Annotated in this window: 13 protein-coding genes and 3 pseudogenes; 5 read left to right on the top strand and 11 right to left on the bottom strand. The window is 64.3% G+C overall.

The annotated features are described in order from the left end of the window. Positions 1–78: 78 nt before the first annotated feature. Complete coding sequence (locus JTY93_RS11650; RefSeq protein ID WP_205476441.1) at positions 79–1407, bottom strand: aminotransferase-like domain-containing protein; 1329 nt, start codon at positions 1405–1407, stop codon at positions 79–81. A 94-nt stretch (positions 1408–1501) separates the two neighbouring features. Between JTY93_RS11650 and JTY93_RS11645 the strand changes: the two are divergent. The 3 genes and pseudogenes from JTY93_RS11645 (at position 1502) to yghX (ending at position 3873) form a co-directional block, all read left to right on the top strand. After that, positions 1502–2393, top strand: a pseudogene (locus tag JTY93_RS11645) (DMT family transporter). Positions 2394–2445: 52 nt separating this feature from the next. Further along, positions 2446–2940 (top strand): PaaI family thioesterase, encoded by a 495-nt coding sequence (locus tag JTY93_RS11640; protein ID WP_205476439.1) that lies wholly within the window; start codon positions 2446–2448, stop codon positions 2938–2940. 45 nt (positions 2941–2985) lie between these two features. Beyond that, entirely contained in the window at positions 2986–3873 is an 888-nt protein-coding gene (gene yghX, locus JTY93_RS11635; RefSeq protein ID WP_205476438.1) for a YghX family hydrolase, read from the top strand. Between the two features lie 226 nt (positions 3874–4099). On the opposite strand, the gene JTY93_RS11630 is transcribed toward yghX, so the two are convergent. Beyond that, a complete protein-coding gene (locus JTY93_RS11630; protein WP_205476437.1) occupies positions 4100–4984 on the bottom strand; it encodes a LysR family transcriptional regulator in 885 nt (294 codons plus the stop codon). A 132-nt stretch (positions 4985–5116) separates the two neighbouring features. On the opposite strand from JTY93_RS11630, the gene ampC reads away from it, so the two are divergent. Continuing rightward, positions 5117–6259 carry a class C beta-lactamase gene (ampC, locus tag JTY93_RS11625; RefSeq protein WP_205476436.1) on the top strand — a complete coding sequence of 381 codons (1143 nt, stop codon included), beginning with the start codon at positions 5117–5119 and terminating at the stop codon, positions 6257–6259. 252 nt (positions 6260–6511) lie between these two features. On the opposite strand, the gene ubiT is transcribed toward ampC, so the two are convergent. From ubiT to norR, 7 genes and pseudogenes are all read right to left on the bottom strand, one after another. Beyond that, positions 6512–6988, bottom strand: a complete 477-nt coding sequence (ubiT, locus tag JTY93_RS11620) for a ubiquinone anaerobic biosynthesis accessory factor UbiT (protein ID WP_205476435.1) — start codon at positions 6986–6988, stop codon at positions 6512–6514. After that, the gene (locus tag JTY93_RS11615) at positions 6982–7872 is read right to left on the bottom strand and encodes a U32 family peptidase (RefSeq protein ID WP_205476434.1); all 891 of its coding nucleotides are present in this window, start codon (positions 7870–7872) and stop codon (positions 6982–6984) included. The genes ubiT and JTY93_RS11615 overlap by 7 nt, the downstream gene beginning before the upstream one ends. Positions 7873–7882: 10 nt before the next feature. Next, complete coding sequence (ubiU, locus tag JTY93_RS11610; protein ID WP_029294516.1) at positions 7883–8878, bottom strand: ubiquinone anaerobic biosynthesis protein UbiU; 996 nt, start codon at positions 8876–8878, stop codon at positions 7883–7885. A gap of 55 nt (positions 8879–8933) precedes the next feature. Next, complete coding sequence (locus tag JTY93_RS11605) at positions 8934–10169, bottom strand: molybdopterin molybdotransferase MoeA (protein ID WP_205476433.1); 1236 nt, start codon at positions 10167–10169, stop codon at positions 8934–8936. Next, positions 10166–10720 (bottom strand): molybdenum cofactor biosynthesis protein B, encoded by a 555-nt coding sequence (moaB, locus tag JTY93_RS11600; protein WP_169999419.1) that lies wholly within the window; start codon positions 10718–10720, stop codon positions 10166–10168. Before moaB ends, JTY93_RS11605 begins: the two co-directional genes overlap by 4 nt. A 92-nt stretch (positions 10721–10812) precedes the next feature. Continuing rightward, positions 10813–11460 carry a pyridoxamine 5'-phosphate oxidase gene (gene pdxH / locus JTY93_RS11595; protein WP_205476432.1) on the bottom strand — a complete coding sequence of 216 codons (648 nt, stop codon included), beginning with the start codon at positions 11458–11460 and terminating at the stop codon, positions 10813–10815. 100 nt (positions 11461–11560) lie between these two features. Further along, positions 11561–13079: pseudogene (norR, locus tag JTY93_RS11590) on the bottom strand (nitric oxide reductase transcriptional regulator NorR). 190 nt (positions 13080–13269) lie between these two features. Between norR and JTY93_RS11585 the strand changes: the two are divergent. After that, positions 13270–13707 (top strand): annotated as a pseudogene (locus JTY93_RS11585) (hemerythrin domain-containing protein); the annotation flags it as partial. Between the two features lie 124 nt (positions 13708–13831). On the opposite strand, the gene JTY93_RS11580 reads toward JTY93_RS11585, so the two are convergent. Both JTY93_RS11580 and JTY93_RS11575 read right to left on the bottom strand, forming a co-directional pair. Further along, the gene (locus tag JTY93_RS11580; RefSeq protein WP_205476429.1) at positions 13832–14263 is read right to left on the bottom strand and encodes a hypothetical protein; all 432 of its coding nucleotides are present in this window, start codon (positions 14261–14263) and stop codon (positions 13832–13834) included. A 10-nt stretch (positions 14264–14273) separates the two neighbouring features. After that, entirely contained in the window at positions 14274–15461 is a 1188-nt protein-coding gene (locus JTY93_RS11575) for an NnrS family protein (protein WP_205476428.1), read from the bottom strand. Between the last annotated feature and the right edge of the window lie 34 nt (positions 15462–15495).

The raw sequence follows: 15495 nt of genomic DNA, 5'->3' as shown, positions 1-15495 counted from the left end.
CCTGATCCGGTGCAGTCAGTCCCAGTAGCAATGGGGCTGCTGTGGCAAGGGGCTGTTCCCTTGCCACAGCAAGCCGCCTCAATAACCCGCCACCACCCACCGCACCCTCAACAAGGCCGCACGCAACGCACCTTTATCCACCGAGCCCAATGCCAGGCGTATCGCATGGGGCACATGGTCCGACACCGAAAACGGCTCTGCGGTGGACACCGAGATATTCTCCCGCGCCAACGCCATGGCGATCTGATCGGCCCGCACGTCTTCCCCCAGCGCCAGCCATAAAAAGTACGACGCGGGATGGGCAATGTAATCCAACCCCGCCAACACCTCAGCCGCCATCGCTTGCCGGGCCCGGGCGTCCTGGCGCTTCTGCGCTTCCAGTTGCAACACCGTGCCATCTTCGATCCAGGCCGTAGCAAGGCCGGTCATCACGCCAGGCGCATTCCACACGGTGGCCATGATCGTACGCTCCAGCGCCGGCACCCACGCAAGCGGTGCCACCACGAACCCCACGCGCAGGCCCGTGGCGACGCTCTTGGACAGTCCGCCCACGTAAACCGTGCGCTCCGGCGCCAAGTGCGCCAGCGGTGGCGGCGCGTGTTCGGCGAGGAACGCGTAGGCGGCGTCTTCGATCAGAATCAGCCCATGCTCGCGGGCGATGCTGACCAGTTGCTCGCGCTGCTCGATCCCCAGCACCCAGCCCAGTGGGTTATGCAACGTCGGCATGCAGTACAGCGCCCGCACTGGCCGGCGCCGGCACAGCTGCGCCAGCGCCTGCAGATCAGGGCCGCTCGGCGTGATTGGGATCGCGACGATTTCCAGGTGCAAGGTCTCGGCCAGCACCTTGAACCCCGAATAGGTCAGCGCATCCACCGCGATCACGTCTCCCGGCTTGAGCAGCGCCATCATGCTGACCGCCAGCCCGTGTTGCGCACCGCTGACCACCAGCACCTGCTCGGCCGCAACGCTCAACCCTCGGTGTAGCAGATGCCGCGCCATCACCGCCCGTTCATGGACGCGCCCGGCGTGGGGCTGGTAACGCAGCAGCGCCTCCAAGTCGCCGGACAACGCCAACTGGCGCAAGGCGGTGCGCAGCAGGTCGGCCTGGCCGGGCAAGGACGGGTAGTTGAAATTCAGGTCGAGCATGCCCGCCGCCACGGCCATCTGCCCGCTGCCCTGGCCCGGCGCCAGGGCAATTTCGCGCACAAAAGTGCCACGCCCAGTCTCGCCGCTGACCAGGCCCATGGCCTCCAGTTCGCTATACACCCGGCTGGCCGTGACCAGGGCCAGGCCGTGGCTGGCCGCCAATTGGCGGTGGGTGGGCAGACGCGTGCCGGGCACCAGGGTGCCGGCGCGGATATCTCGGGCAAAGCTATCTACCAACGATTTGTAACGGGCGCGGGGCATGGGCGATGTATCCATGACAATTTTTTTGATTGTCGAAATCTTCAGCCCCTAGGATGCCCCAAACGCAACCCTCCCTTATCGAGCGCCCCCCTGCATGGAACAGACTTCCCGGATCATCCCCCCGAACATAGCCGCAGCGCCTGGATCAATGGCTTGATCGGCGTGCTGATTTTCAGCGGTTCGCTGCCCGCCACCCGCGTGGCGGTGCTGGAGTTCGACCCGGTGTTTCTGACCGTGGCCAGGGCGAGCATCGCCGCCGTACTGGGCCTGTGCCTGTTGTGGCTGCTGCGCGAAAGGCGCCCGGTGCACGAACAGTGGGGGGCCGTTGCTGATTGTGTCCCTGGGGGGTGGTGATCGGCTTCCCGCTGCTCACCGCACTGGCCTTGCAGTATGTGACCTCGGCCCACTCCATCGTGTTTATCGGCCTGCTGCCCCTGGCCACCGCCGTGTTTGGTGTGCTGCGCGGCGGCGAGCGACCGCGCCCGGTGTTCTGGCTGTTTTCGATCCTCGGCAGCCTGTTGGTCATGGGCTATGCCCTGGCCCAAGGCCTGAGCGCCGCCCCCGCCGGCGACCTGCTGATGCTGCTGGCCGTGCTGGTGTGCGGGCTGGGTTACGCCGAAGGGGCCAAGCTGTCGCGCACCCTCGGCGGCTGGCAGGTGATCTGCTGGGCGCTGGTGATGGCGCTGCCGGTGGTCGCGCCATTGACCTTGCTCCTGGCCCCCGCGTCCTTCGCCGGGATCAGCCTGCCGGCGTGGTTGAGCCTGGGTTACGTCGCGTTGTTCAGCATGTTGATCGGCTTTGTGTTCTGGTACCGCGGGCTGGCCCAGGGCGGTATCGCTGCAGTCGGCCAGTTGCAGTTGCTGCAACCGTTCTTCGGCCTGGCGCTGGCCGCCAGCTTGCTGCATGAACAGGTGAGCCTGGGCATGCTGGCCGTGACCGTCGCGGTGATTGCCTGCGTGGCCGGGGCGAAGAAGTTTGCACGGTAGGGGGGCGCGCCTTTAGGCTCGTGGATTGGCCCCAGAACAATAAGGATCGACGATGCACACCCCTTCCCTGCAAGACACCACCGCGCCAGACGGCGTCTGTTACGGCTGCGGCCCGCGCAATGCCCATGGGCTGCACATCCAAAGCCGCTGGGATGAAGACGGTGTCCACATCGTCGCCGAGCACCTGCCCGAGGCTCAATATTGCGGCTGGCCGGACCTGGTCTATGGTGGCCTGATCGCCATGTTGGTCGATTGCCACTCCAACTGGACGGCCATGGCCTATCACTACCGTGCCGAACAGCGCGAACCGGGTGTACTGCCCCGCATCGACTGCGTGACTGGCAACCTGGGCATCAAATTTATCAAGCCGACCCCAATGGGTGTGCCACTGACTTTGCGCGCCAGGGTCGAGGGTGAGGTCGGGCGCAAGAGCCGCGTGGTATGCGAGGTGTACGCCGATGGAGTGCTGACGGCGATGGGCGATTCGATCTTCGTGCGGGTCGATACCGGGCAACTGGCGAACGCCGCCCATGGCCGGCAAACCTGACAATGGTCTACATTCAACGCCACACGCCGCTATAGGAGCCTGCCGATGCCTCGCCTGACCGCCAAAGACTTCGCCCCTGAACTGCTGGAACTCTACGACGGCTATGCCCACGGCAAGATCAACCGCCGCGAGTTTCTCGACCGTGCGGCCCTGTTCACCTTTGGCGGGCTGACCGCCTCGGCGTTGCTGGCCTCGCTGAGCCCCAACTACGCCCTGGCCGAACAGGTGAAGTTCACCGATCCGGACATCGTTGCCGACTACATCACCTACCCCTCGCCCAAGGGCAATGGCCAAGTGCGTGGCTACCTGGTGCGCCCGGCCAAGGTCGAGGGCAAACGGCCGGCGGTGGTGGTGGTGCACGAAAACCGTGGGCTCACCCCCTATATCGAAGACGTCGCCCGACGCCTGACCAAGGCCGGATTTATTGCCCTGGCCCCCGATGGCCTCAGCTCGGTGGGCGGTTACCCCGGCAATGATGAAAAAGGCGTGGCACTGCAACAGACCGTCGACCCGACCAAGCTGATGAATGACTTCTTCGCCGCCATCGAATGGCTGATGCACCACGACGCCAGCACCGGCAAAGTGGGGATCACCGGCTTCTGCTACGGCGGTGGCGTGACCAATGCGGCGGCAGTGGCCTACCCGGAACTGGGCGCGGCGGTGTCGTTCTACGGACGCCAACCCGACGCCAAGGACGTGCCGAAGATCAAGGCGCCGATCATGTTGCACTTTGGCGAGTTGGACACGCGGATCAACGAAGGCTGGCCGGCCTATGAGACCGCCTTGAAGGCTGCTGGCACGACCTATGAAGGGTATATCTACAAGGGCGCCAACCATGGCTTCCACAACGACTCGACCCCACGGTACGACGAAGCGGCAGCGAACCTGGCGTGGGAGCGCACGTTGGGGTGGTTCCGCAAGTACCTTGCCTGATCAGTAATGTTGGTGTTGCGGTTGCGGTTGTGGCGAGCGGGCTTGTCGGAACGCCGCATCGCCCGCGCTGGGCTGCGAAGCAGCCCCAATAAGACCGCTGAGTTGTATCAGATAGACCGAGGGTGCAGGTTTTGGGGCTGCTTTGCAGCCCAGCGCGGGCGATGCGGCGTTCCGACAAGCCCGCTCGCCACAAGAAGCCCGCTCGCCACAACCACAACAAGGGCGCTCAAGCCAGCTCGATCGCCGTCACCTCCTCCAGCCATTGCCTGAACGCCAGCATGGCAGGGGTTTCTGCGCGCGACTGCAAGCGCGTCAGCCAATAGCTACCCGTGGTGATCCCCACCTCGAACGGCTGGCGGATCACATCCTGGGCCAACTGGCGCGAGAACATCATTGCCGGCGCCAGGGCCACGCCATTGCCCTGTAACGCCGCTTCCATCATCGCCAGGGAGGAGTCGAACACGATACTGCGCGGCACCAGGGTGTCGGCGGGCAACCCGGCGGCCTGGAACCAGAGGCTCCACTCATCCGCCCGATAAGAGCGCAACAACGTGTGCTTGAGCACATCGCCCGGGCCTTGCAACTGGCGGGCAATCGCCGGCACACACAATACCGTCAGCGGCGCCGCCAGCAACTCACAGGCGTGGGTGCCATGCCACGCGCCGGCGCCAAAGCGGATTGCATAATCCAGACCTTCGGCTGCCACATCCACGCGGTTGTTATGGGTCGACAGGCGCAGATCGATAAACGGGTAGCGCGCCTGGAAATCCGCCAGGCGCGGCAGCAGCCAGCCCACCGCGAACGTGCCCACCGCGCCCACCGTCAGCACTTCGCGGTAGTGCCCGGCCTGGAACTGGCCCAGGGTCTGGGCAATACGGTCGAAGGACTCGCGCAATACCGGTAACAATGTCTCCCCTTCGCGGGTGAGCATCAGGCCACGGGGCAGGCGCTTGAACAGCGTGACGTTGAGCTGTGCCTCCAGGCTCTTGACCTGATGGCTGACCGCCGCCTGGGTCACGCACAGCTCGATGGCCGCCCGGGTAAAGCTCAAATGCCTGGCGGAGGCTTCGAACGCACGCAGTGCGTTAAGGGGCAGATGGGAACGCAACATGGTTTAAGCCCAAATTTTTCTAATGACTGGTGCGAGATATCATCGGTTGTCCAGGGTCGGAAAACTGCCTATCTTGGCCACGCCTGCGCAGGCCGTGATACATCCGATCATCCTCATGGAAGCGACCTCATCATGTACCAACACGTGCGTAACGTCACGATTCTCAGCCTATTGCTCGGCGCCGGCAACTGCATGGCCGCCGACACTCTGCGCCAGGTGGTGGACGCCACCGTCAAGCCCCTGATGCAGCAACAGGCAATTCCCGGCCTGGCAGTCGCCATCGTGCAGGACGGCAAGGCCCGATACTTTAACTACGGTATCGCCGCCAAGGACAGCCAGCAGCCCGTCAGCGAAAACACCCTGTTCGAGATCGGCTCGGTGAGCAAGACCTTCGCCGCCACCCTGGCCGGCTATGCCCAGGCCACCGGCAAGCTGAAGCTCTCTGCCCCGGCCAGCGACTATTTGCCGGCCTTGCGCGGCAGCCTGTTCGACCACATCAGCGTGCTCCACCTGGGCACCTACACCGCAGGCGGGCTGCCGTTGCAGTTCCCCAACGAGGCGGACAATGCCCAGCAGATGATCGGCTACTTCCAGCACTGGAAAGCCGCTTTCGCACCCGGCACCCAGCGCCAGTATTCCAATCCCAGCCTGGGCCTGTTCGGCTACCTGGCGGCGCAAAGCCTGCAGCAACCTTTCGACGTGGCGATGGAACAGACCCTGCTGCCCAAGCTTGGGCTCAAACACACCTATCTCACGGTGCCCAAGGCACAAATGGGCCTGTACGCCCAGGGTTATGACAAGGCCGGCAAGCCGGTGCGCGTCAGCCCAGGCGCACTGGACAGCGAAGCCTACGGCGTGAAAACCAGCCCTGCCGACCTGGCTCGCTACATGGCGCTGAACATGAACCCGACTTCGCTGGAGCAGCCGCTACAACAGGCGATTGCCGCCACGCACACGGGTTATTACACCGTGGGCAACACTACCCAGGGACTCGGCTGGGAGATGTACCCTTACCCGCTGAGTGTCGACGAACTGCTAGCTGGCAACTCGACGCCCATGGCCATGGAACCGCACCCGGTCAAGTGGCTGACACCGGCACAGCCACTGCGCGCCAACACCCTGGTGAACAAGACCGGCTCGACCGGTGGTTTTGGTGCCTATATCGCTTATGTGCCGAGCAGAGGCATCGGAGTGGTGATCATGGCGAACAAGAACTACCCCAATGCCGAACGGGTGAAAGCGGCCCATGCGATCTTGCGGGCCATGGAGCAATGACCCCATAGCACCGCGCTTGTTTGTGGCTAGGGGGCTGGCTATGGAAAGGGGGCTTGTTGTGGCGAGGGGGCTTGTCCCCCGCTGGGCTGCGCAGCAGCCCCAACAAGATCGCTGAGTTGTATCAGAGAGACCGAGGGCGCAGGGTTTGGGGCTGCTTCGCAGCCCAGCGCGGGGCAAGCCCGCTCGCCACAAGCAAGCCCGCTCGCCACAACAAGCCCCCTATCCATAGCCAGCCCTCTAGCCACAGGGGTATCAGGCAGCTCCTGTCGCCAGGCCTTTACCGGCCCGTTCCAGATTGCGCCACAACCAGGGCGGCAACACGTCCGGGTCGAGGCTGTCGATCAGGTTTTTCAGGCCCAACCCCAACTCCGTATCCCCCTCGATCACCAACCGCCGGCGGAAGAACAAGGTGTCCGGATCTTCCTGCCGACTGGCCAATAACAGGAACTCGCGCCAGTTACCGCTGATGGTCACCTGGGCCTCGGCCCGTTCGGCGATGCGTAGCCCGTCGCGGCTCAGGGTCAGGTACCAGCGCAAGCCCAGGTCGGGAATGCGCAGGCACATCCAGCGCCCACGCAGCAGTTCAAAGCCGCCATCGCCCAAGGGCTCGGCCAGGCAGCGATTCAATGCCTGTTGCAGCGCCAGGCGCTGCACCACAAACGGCACCTTGCGCATCAGCGGCAATAAGCGGTCGGCGCCCTTGAGCAGCCATTGCTTACGATTCAGCACAGCCCCACCTCCTCGACCCGCAACATCCCGGCCTGACCATGCCAGTAGCCATTGCAGCCTTCGACAAATACCGGCGGCGTGGCGCCCTGGCGCACCCGATCAAAAGCGTCGACGATGCCCAGCATGCCCTGCGCCCTTGGGCTCAGGCGCAGCAGGTCGGCGCCGCAACTCACAAGCCCCGGATAGTCGGCCAGCAGGTTGGTGACATCCGCCGACATGGTCTGGATGCCATTCAACGTAAACAGCGCCTGCCCTTCCTGGCTGGTCAAGGCCATGCCATCGGGGTAGTTCAGGCAGCAGAACTGGCAGTCATCCTTGGGCCGGTTCTCCGCTCGGGCAGTGAAGCAGCGCGCCGAGTAGGCCAGGGGCAAGTGCCCATAGGCAAAGACTTCAACCTCCGGCAACGGCCGACCCAATTCACGCACCTGCTCCAACACATCACCAATCAGCGCGGCCGAGCACTCCACCGGCGGCACCCAGCGCATCATCCCGGCATCCAGCAGTTGCACCAGGGCATGGCCGTTATACAAATTCAACGCCGGCCCACCGACAAAGGGCAGCTTGCGCTCGGCAAGCAGTTGCACGGCGCCCATGTCATTGGCCTCGACCAGCACCTGGCCGTTGTCACACAGGCGGCGCAGGCTCGACAGCTCCGATGCGGCCTCGATCAGGGTCAGGCTCGACAGCACGATTTGCGCGTGGCCCGCCGCCTGCAATTCGCGGCCCAGGCCCAACCATTGATCAAGGTTGAACGCGCGACGCTTGGAGCACACGGTTTCCCCCAGGTAGATCACATCCAGCGGCAAGCTGGCCATCTCGGAGTAGAACTGCCCCAGTTGTTGCTTATCCCAATAAAACAGCACCGGTCCCAGGCTGAGTTTCATGTGCGGTTCCTCATTGCCACGAACGATGGTAGGCGCCCAGGGTGGTCTGGCTGCCTTCGGATAGACCGGCCAGCACGCTGCGCCACTGGTCCTTGACCACAAAGCGTTCCGGCGCACTGCGGTGGGCGTCCAGCGCGGCGCGCCAGACCCCGGTGACTTGCTCGACATACGCCGGGCTGCGCTGGCGGCCTTCGATTTTTACCGCTTCCACGCCCATGGCGATCAACTCGGGGATCAGGTCCAGGGTATCGAGGCTGGTGGGTTCTTCGAGGGCATGGAAGCGCTTGCCATCGACCATGAAACGGCCCTTGCACAGGGTCGGATAGCCCGCCGGTTCGTCCGGGGTATAGCGGTCGATCAACACTTCGCTCAGGCGTGCGCTCAGGCCGTCGGCGTCTTCGCTCCAGCGCACGGCCTTGGCCGGCGAGCACACGCCGCACAGGTTCGGGGATTCGCCGGTGATGTACGAAGACAGATGGCACCGGCCCTCCGCCATGATGCACAGGCTGCCGAAACCGAAGACCTCGATCGGCACCGAACTGCTGGCAGCCACGTGCTTGACCTGGGCCAGCGACAGCACCCGTGGCAGCACCGCACGGCGGATGCCGTAGCGCTCGGCGTAGAACTGCAACGCTGCCGCATGGGTCGCCGAACCCTGTACCGAGAGGTGCAAGGCCATCTGCGGATGACGGCTGCTGGCGTACTGCAGCACGCCCGGGTCACCTGCAATCAGCGCATCCACGCCATGGTCGGCGGCGCGATCCACTGCCCGTTGCCAGCGCTCCCAGCCTTTGGGCTGCGGGTAGGTGTTGACCGCCACATACAGCTTGCGCTGGTGCTGGCGGATATGGGCGACGGCGCCGTCGAACTGTTTGTCGTCCATGTTCAACCCGGCAAAATGCCGGGCGTTGGTGTCATCGCGAAACCCCACATACACCGCATCGGCACCTTGGCGCACGGCGGCTTTAAGCGCAGGCAGGTTCCCTGCCGGGCAGACCAGTTGCATGGTTGATCCTCATCAGAAAATACATCACCAACACCACATTGATTACCGCCGACAGTTACTGCATCAATTCGGCAAAAGACACGAACCGCACCAGGCCGCCCTTCTCCACCAACTGTTCGCGCTCCACAATCGCCAAACCATCGGCCCAGCACGCCGCGCTCAACATCGCCGAGCTTTGCCGTGGGTGCAGGGTGACGCGCGCCTGGCCATCGATGCCCGGCGCCAGGCGTGCGCGCAGGTATTGGCGGCGGCGGTTGCGCTGGGTCCAGGTAAAATCGGCGGGCAGCAACATCGGCACCGACGTGACCTCAGTCACACCCTGGGCGCGCAACAGAAACGGGCGCACCACCACCAACGCGGTAATCAGCGCCGCCGACGGGTTGCCGGGCAAGCCGATCCACGGTTTGCCCGCCACGTCACCAAATGCCAGGGGTTTGCCCGGCTGGATCGCCAAACGCCAGAAATCCACGCGGCCCAGTTCCTTGATGGCTTGCTTGAGGTGATCTTCCTCGCCCACCGACACTCCGCCAGAGGTCAGCAGCAGGTCACATTCCGAAGAGGCCAAGGTCAACGCATCGCGGCTGACGGCCAGTTCGTCGGCCATCACCCCATAGTCATGCACTTCCACACCCCAGCCTTGCAGCAGTGCTGCCAGGCAGTGGCGATTGCTGTTGTAGATCTGCCCCGGCGCCAGGTGATCGCCCGGCTCACGCAGTTCATCGCCACTGCTCAACAGGCACACCCGCAGCGGTCGGTAGACCTTGATCTGAGCCAGGCCGGCCGCCGCGAGTAAGCCCAACTCCTGGGCGCGCAGGCGCTTGCCGGCCGGCAGCAGCAAGGCGCCTTGGGTCACTTCTTCACCCTGCTTGCGCACGTGTTCGCCGGCGCGCATGGGTGGGCACCAGATACGCTGGCCATAGACCCGGCAACGCTCCTGGGGTACCACGGTGTCGGCCCCGGACGGCAAGGGAGCACCGGTAAAAATGCGCATGGTCTGCCCGCTGCTTAACGCCGTCGCGGCGGCGTCGCCAGCAGCGATGCGCCCGGCCAGGCGCAGGTAGCCGCCCTCGGCCGGCAAGTCCGCGGCACACAGCGCGTAGCCGTCCATGGCGCTGTTGTCCCAGGCCGGCAGGTTGACCGGGGAAAAAATATCGCTGGCCAGCACCCGGCCCAAGGCCTGGGCGGTTTTCACCTGCTGGGTGGACGGTGGGGGTGGCGCCTGGGCCAACAGGCGCTCGATGGCCTCGTCCACCGGGATCAATTCGCCACTTTCACACACCGATAGGCTCATGACCGCGCCTCGCAGGGTGCTAGCGCTTGCGCAGCCTGGGGCTTGAGGTGCGGGGCGAAATTGCACGGCCCGGTGCGGCTGTCCAATTGCCCCAGGAGGATCTTGTCCCAGCCGGTGCGGCACGCGCCGGGGGAGCCGGGCATGCAGCACACCAGCACGCCGTTGCTCATGCCGGCCAGCGCGCGTGATTGCAGGGTCGACATGCCGATCTCTGGCACGGAGACCTGGCGAAACAGCTCGCCAAAGCCTTCGACATGTTTGTCCAGCAACGGCAGTACCGCTTGTGGGGTGTTGTCCCGCGCAGTGAAGCCGGTGCCGCCGGTGGTGAGGATCACCTGCACCTGTGGGTCGGCGATCCACTGCGAAATGCGTGCGCGGATCTGGTAGATGTCGTCCACCACCAGGGCCCGGTCGATCAGTTCGTGCCCGGCCGCCTGCACGCGGTCGCACAGGGTTTGCCCGGAGGTGTCGTTGTCAAAGTTGCGTGTGTCGCTGATGGTCAGGACGGCGATGTTCAGTGAGACAAAATTGCGTTGAGTCAGGTGTGCCATGGTGAAAATCCCGGGATAAATGAGCAATGGCCCAAGCCTGCACCGCAAAGGCCGGCGGGCCTATTCCTCCGAGGAGGTACCTCTAGGCGGATTCAGGGGGCCAGGCGGCTGCGCTGCCAGGTGCCGGCGTGGCGACGGTAATCGAGGCGGTCGTGCAGGCGGTCGGGGCGGCCTTGCCAGAACTCCACGCGCTCGGGTTGCAGGCAATAGCCACCCCACTCCTCCGGGCGCGGCGGTTGTTGGCCGGCAAAGCGCTGGGTGACGTCGCGCAGGCGCCCTTCCAGCTCCGCGCGATGGGTCAGAGGCTGGCTTTGCGGCGACGCCCAGGCGCCGATCTGGCTGGCCAGCGGCCGCGAGTGGAAGTAATCGTCGGACAGCTGCGGCGCCAGGCGCGTGACGGTGCCTTCAATGCGCACCTGACGCTCCAGGCCCGGCCAGAAAAAGGTCATGGCCGCGCTGGGGTTGCTCGCCAGTTCCTGACCCTTGGCGCTCTGGTAGTGACCGAAAAAGGTGAAGCCTTCGGCACTGAAGCCCTTGAGCAACAGAATCCGACAATGGGCGCGGCCCTGGGCATCGACCGTGGCCAGGGCCATGCTGTTGGCCTCCACCGGCGCCACTTCGGTCTTGCGTGCCTGCTCCAGCCACTGGCCGAACAACACGAGGGGATCGTCCTGTACCAGGTCATCCCGCAAACCGTACAGGGTGTAGTTGCGGCGCATCTGCGCCAGGGAAAGGGGCATGGGGCGAACCTCCGGTCAGTTCGCCACAGTCTGATCAGCCGAGGCGCCCGGCACCTTGACCGCGATCAACTGCGCGCCGCGGCATGGCGTCGCAGCGCCGCTACTTGAGGCCCAGGCGCCGCGCCAATTTGTGCAGGTTGCTGGAGTCCAGGCCGAGCATACGCGCGGCGCTCGCCCAGTTATCGCCCGACAAGCTCAACGCCTGACGCACCTTCTGGCGCTGGCAGTCGTCCACTGCGTCGCTCAGGGTCTGAAATACCGGTGCAGAGGCTTGGGCCACAGGCGCCTGGGCCAAGGGGGGCGCTGTCCAGGTCCAACAGTTCGGCTTCCAGGGTCATGATCTGGTTGCGATTGCCGCCACGGCTCAGTTGCTTCAAGGCGGCGCGGCTGATCACATGTTCCAGCTCGCGCACATTGCCCGGCCAGGCATAAGCCAGCAGGGTCTGTTCGGCCGCCGACGACAGGCGCAAACCGCGCAGGCCCAGCCGTGCACGGTTGAGCTCAAGGAAGTGCCCGGCCAACAGCAGCACATCGTGACCGCGCTCGCGCAAGGCCGGGATCGGCACCGGGTACACCGACAGCCGGTGGTACAGGTCGGCGCGAAACAGCCCTTCACGAATGCTCTCGGGCAGATGGCGATTGGTGGCGGCGATGATCCGCACATCCACATGCAGCGGCTTGTCGGCGCCCAGGCGCTGGATCTCGCCGTTCTGCAGGGTGCGCAGCAGTTTGGCCTGCACGCTCAGCGGCAGCTCGCCCACTTCATCGAGGAACAGCGTGCCGCCGTTGGCCGCATCAAAACGCCCGGCACGGTCACTGGTAGCCCCGGAAAACGCGCCTTTGACATGCCCGAACAATTCGCTCTCGGCCAAAGACTCCGGCAGCGCCGCGCAGTTGACCTGGATCAGCGGCTTTTTGCTGCGCCGCGACAGGCGATGCAGGCGCCGCGCGAACAGCTCCTTGCCCACTCCCGTTTCGCCGAGCAACAGCACCGGCAAGTCCGAGTCGGCGAGCACATCCAGCTCGTTGAGCAGTTGATGCAGGACCGGGCTCTGGCCGAGGATCTCGCCATCTTCGACGCTGGGCGCACCCGCCACCGGATCGCTGCGCGACAGGCGCAGGCTGCGGTTTTCCTGCTCCAGGCGCGTGACCCGCACCGCCGCCTCGATCTGCAGGGTGCAGCGTTTGAGTTGCTCGCGGGCATTGGCATCGAAGGTTCCGGCATGCAGCGCATCCAGGGTAATCGCGCCCCAGGGCCGGCCTTCGACGAACAGGCTCACGCCCATGCAGTCATGCACGGGCAGCGGTTCACCGATCTGGCTGTCCAGCAGCCCGTCGTACGGGTCCGGCAGGCGGCTGTCGGGTTCGAACCAGGTCGGTTCGCGAGAAGCCATGATCGCCGCCAGCCGCGGATGTTGGGCAATCACAAAGCGCCGGCCAAGGGCTTCGTGCACCAGCCCCACTGTGGCCACGGGGCGCAGGCTGTCGTCGCCATCCAGGCGCAGCAGGCCCACGGCGCCGCTATGGAAATATTCGCGCAGGGTCTGCACCAGGCGTTGCAGGCGCACCGCGTTGGGCAATTCGACAATCAGGTCGGCCGACAGACTTTCACGCAGCATGGTCATTACTACCCTTGTATGGTCGGTTCTACCGTGCAGCATCAGGGTGATCCTGACCACTACAAAAAATTAATCTCGTTTTTTCAACAAGTTGCCAATGGCACACGGCATGCAATCACCGCTTCATCTGTTCACTTGATGAGGAAAACCGATGAACGCCATCGCCCCCCACAGTCTGTCCCAGGCGCAACTGATCGACCATTTGCTGCAGCGCTACCACGCCCGCCACCGCGAACAACTGCCGGAACTGATTCGCCTGGCCAGCCGTGTCGAGCAGGTACACGGTCACCACCTTGCCTGCCCCAATGGCCTGGCCGACTTGCTGCGCGATATCGAGCAGGAACTGGAGGGCCATATGCTCAAGGAAGAACAAGTGCTGTTCCCGATGCTGCAGATGGGCCTGGGCCCCCAAGCTGCGCCGCCGATTCAGGTCATGCGCTTTGAACATGAGCAACATGGCCAGGCTTTAGAACAGTTGCAGGCGCTGACCAACCACATCCAACCGCCCAGCGATGCATGCAATACCTGGCACGCCTTGTATCACGGGCTGGAGGTGTTTCATGGGGATTTGCTGGAGCATATTCATCTGGAAAATGACGTGTTGTTTGTCCGCGCACTAAAGGCCTGACCGACCTGTAGGAGCGAGCTTGCTCGCGAAGAACATCAACCAAAACGCAGGCTGCCTGGGTAGACGCGTTGTCCGTGAGTTTTTCGCGAGCAAGCTCGCTCCTACAGGAAGGGATCACGGTGTCTTAACGCAGCATCAGCTTGGCGAGGATCACGATCAGTACCATATGCCCAAGGATACTGCGGCGAATCCACACCGCTCGCAGCGGGCTCAGGCGTTTTTGCGTCAACCAGTACGCGAGCAACAGGTAGTGCCCGATGATGCTCACCGCCAATACGATCTTCAGGCTCAACATCGCCGAAAAATGGCTGGCCCATGGCGCGCCCAGCACACCGCGGTAATGCCAGGCCAGCCCGATGCCCGCGCCATACAACAGCACCACCACGCCATGCAGCACCTGCCGCGAACGCCGGGCAATGGCTTGCTCGCTGGTGAACTGCGCCGACCACGCCAACTCTTCACGGGCGCGGTGCCAGATGAAAACCTCGAAGAACAGCGTGCCGATAAAGGCAATGGCCGCCAGCAGATGCACAATCAATAGCCACGAATACAGCATTCCCGTTCTCCTAGCCCGGATGGCCGTCAACCCGCGCATGCCACAGCATCGGGGCATAGCGCCATAGATACACACCCAGGCCCAGGGTCCAGCACAGGCCCGCCAGCCACAGCGCGGCGTATGGCCAGATCAGTACCAGCAGCACCCGGCTCAGGCAGGCCAGGTTCAACAGGGTGAAGGCCAGGGTCATGCCCTTGGGCGGGGTCAATGGCCGGCCGGTATGGCCCAGGCTGACCCGTGCGATCATCGCCAGGATCAAGCCGCCCATCGCCCCTACCGTCAGCGCATGCACCGCCAGGCTTGGGTCCAGTGGCACGCCCACATGCCACAGCGCCATGCCCAGGCAAGCCATGGCCAGCCAGGCATAGGCCAGGTGCAGCGACCACAGCAGCGGCACGCGCCACAAGCCACGGTCATGCCAGCGCACCAGGCGCACCAGGTGGCCGATCCCCAACAGAGCAAACACCAAACCAACCCAGAGGCTGGGCATCAGCGCGACACCGCTGGCATACAACAGAGCGACCAGCACCGAGCCTGCCAACAACAGGTAATCCAGCCACGGCCAGGGCTTCACCGCTTCAGTGCGCCCCAGGCCACGCTGGGTGAAGAATGGAATCACCCGGCCGCCGATCAAGCCCATCATCGCTGCCACCAGCCACAACCCAGTCAACACCGCCTGGCGCTGCCAGCCTTCGTCACCGCGCAGCAAGCCATACAGGGACAGGCCATCGGCCAGGGTCAACAGCAGTAACACCAGCACGATTGGGTAGTTGCGCTGTTGCCGCACTTTCCACAAGGTCCAGCCCATCAAGCCGGCGACGGCCAGGGGAAAGGTCAGTTCCAGCACGGCCAACAGCGGCCATGGCAGGTTGAACAGCCAGGCCAGGCGTGCGGCCAGCCATAACCCAGCCAGCACCGCGAGGGGCGTACCGCTGATGCCGGGGCGACCGGTCCAGGTCTGCACCGCCGTCAACAGGAACCCGCCGATGATCGCCAAGGCGAAACCGAACAGCAGTTCATGGCGATGCCACGCCAGCCAGCCTCCCGCCGGCTGCCAGCCTGCGTCGCCGGCCAGGGCCAGCAACCACAGGGGAATCGCCAGCAACGCCAATAGGCAGCCACCGAGGAAAAATGGCCGGAAAGCCAGGCGAAACAACGGGGTTATCGACATGGCCTTGCGTCGATCCAGCACTTGCATACCACCACTCCTCAAGTCATTGCCGGCCCGATCA

Origin of the sequence: Pseudomonas hygromyciniae (genome assembly GCF_016925675.1) — a bacterium.
GTDB classification, from domain to species: domain Bacteria; phylum Pseudomonadota; class Gammaproteobacteria; order Pseudomonadales; family Pseudomonadaceae; genus Aquipseudomonas; species Aquipseudomonas hygromyciniae.
This window is presented reverse-complemented; position numbering and strand designations above follow the sequence as displayed.

Coding starts and splice junctions, on each gene's coding strand:
- JTY93_RS11640 (WP_205476439.1), top strand. CDS start 2,446: ATGCACACCCCTTCCCTGCAAGACACCACCGCGCCAGACGGCGTCTGT.
- ampC (WP_205476436.1), top strand. CDS start 5,117: ATGTACCAACACGTGCGTAACGTCACGATTCTCAGCCTATTGCTCGGC.
- JTY93_RS11580 (WP_205476429.1), bottom strand. CDS start 14,263: ATGCTGTATTCGTGGCTATTGATTGTGCATCTGCTGGCGGCCATTGCC.
- ubiU (WP_029294516.1), bottom strand. CDS start 8,878: ATGCAACTGGTCTGCCCGGCAGGGAACCTGCCTGCGCTTAAAGCCGCC.
- moaB (WP_169999419.1), bottom strand. CDS start 10,720: ATGGCACACCTGACTCAACGCAATTTTGTCTCACTGAACATCGCCGTC.
- JTY93_RS11650 (WP_205476441.1), bottom strand. CDS start 1,407: ATGCCCCGCGCCCGTTACAAATCGTTGGTAGATAGCTTTGCCCGAGAT.
- pdxH (WP_205476432.1), bottom strand. CDS start 11,460: ATGCCCCTTTCCCTGGCGCAGATGCGCCGCAACTACACCCTGTACGGT.
- JTY93_RS11605 (WP_205476433.1), bottom strand. CDS start 10,169: ATGAGCCTATCGGTGTGTGAAAGTGGCGAATTGATCCCGGTGGACGAG.
- JTY93_RS11615 (WP_205476434.1), bottom strand. CDS start 7,872: ATGAAACTCAGCCTGGGACCGGTGCTGTTTTATTGGGATAAGCAACAA.
- yghX (WP_205476438.1), top strand. CDS start 2,986: ATGCCTCGCCTGACCGCCAAAGACTTCGCCCCTGAACTGCTGGAACTC.
- JTY93_RS11630 (WP_205476437.1), bottom strand. CDS start 4,984: ATGTTGCGTTCCCATCTGCCCCTTAACGCACTGCGTGCGTTCGAAGCC.
- JTY93_RS11575 (WP_205476428.1), bottom strand. CDS start 15,461: ATGCAAGTGCTGGATCGACGCAAGGCCATGTCGATAACCCCGTTGTTT.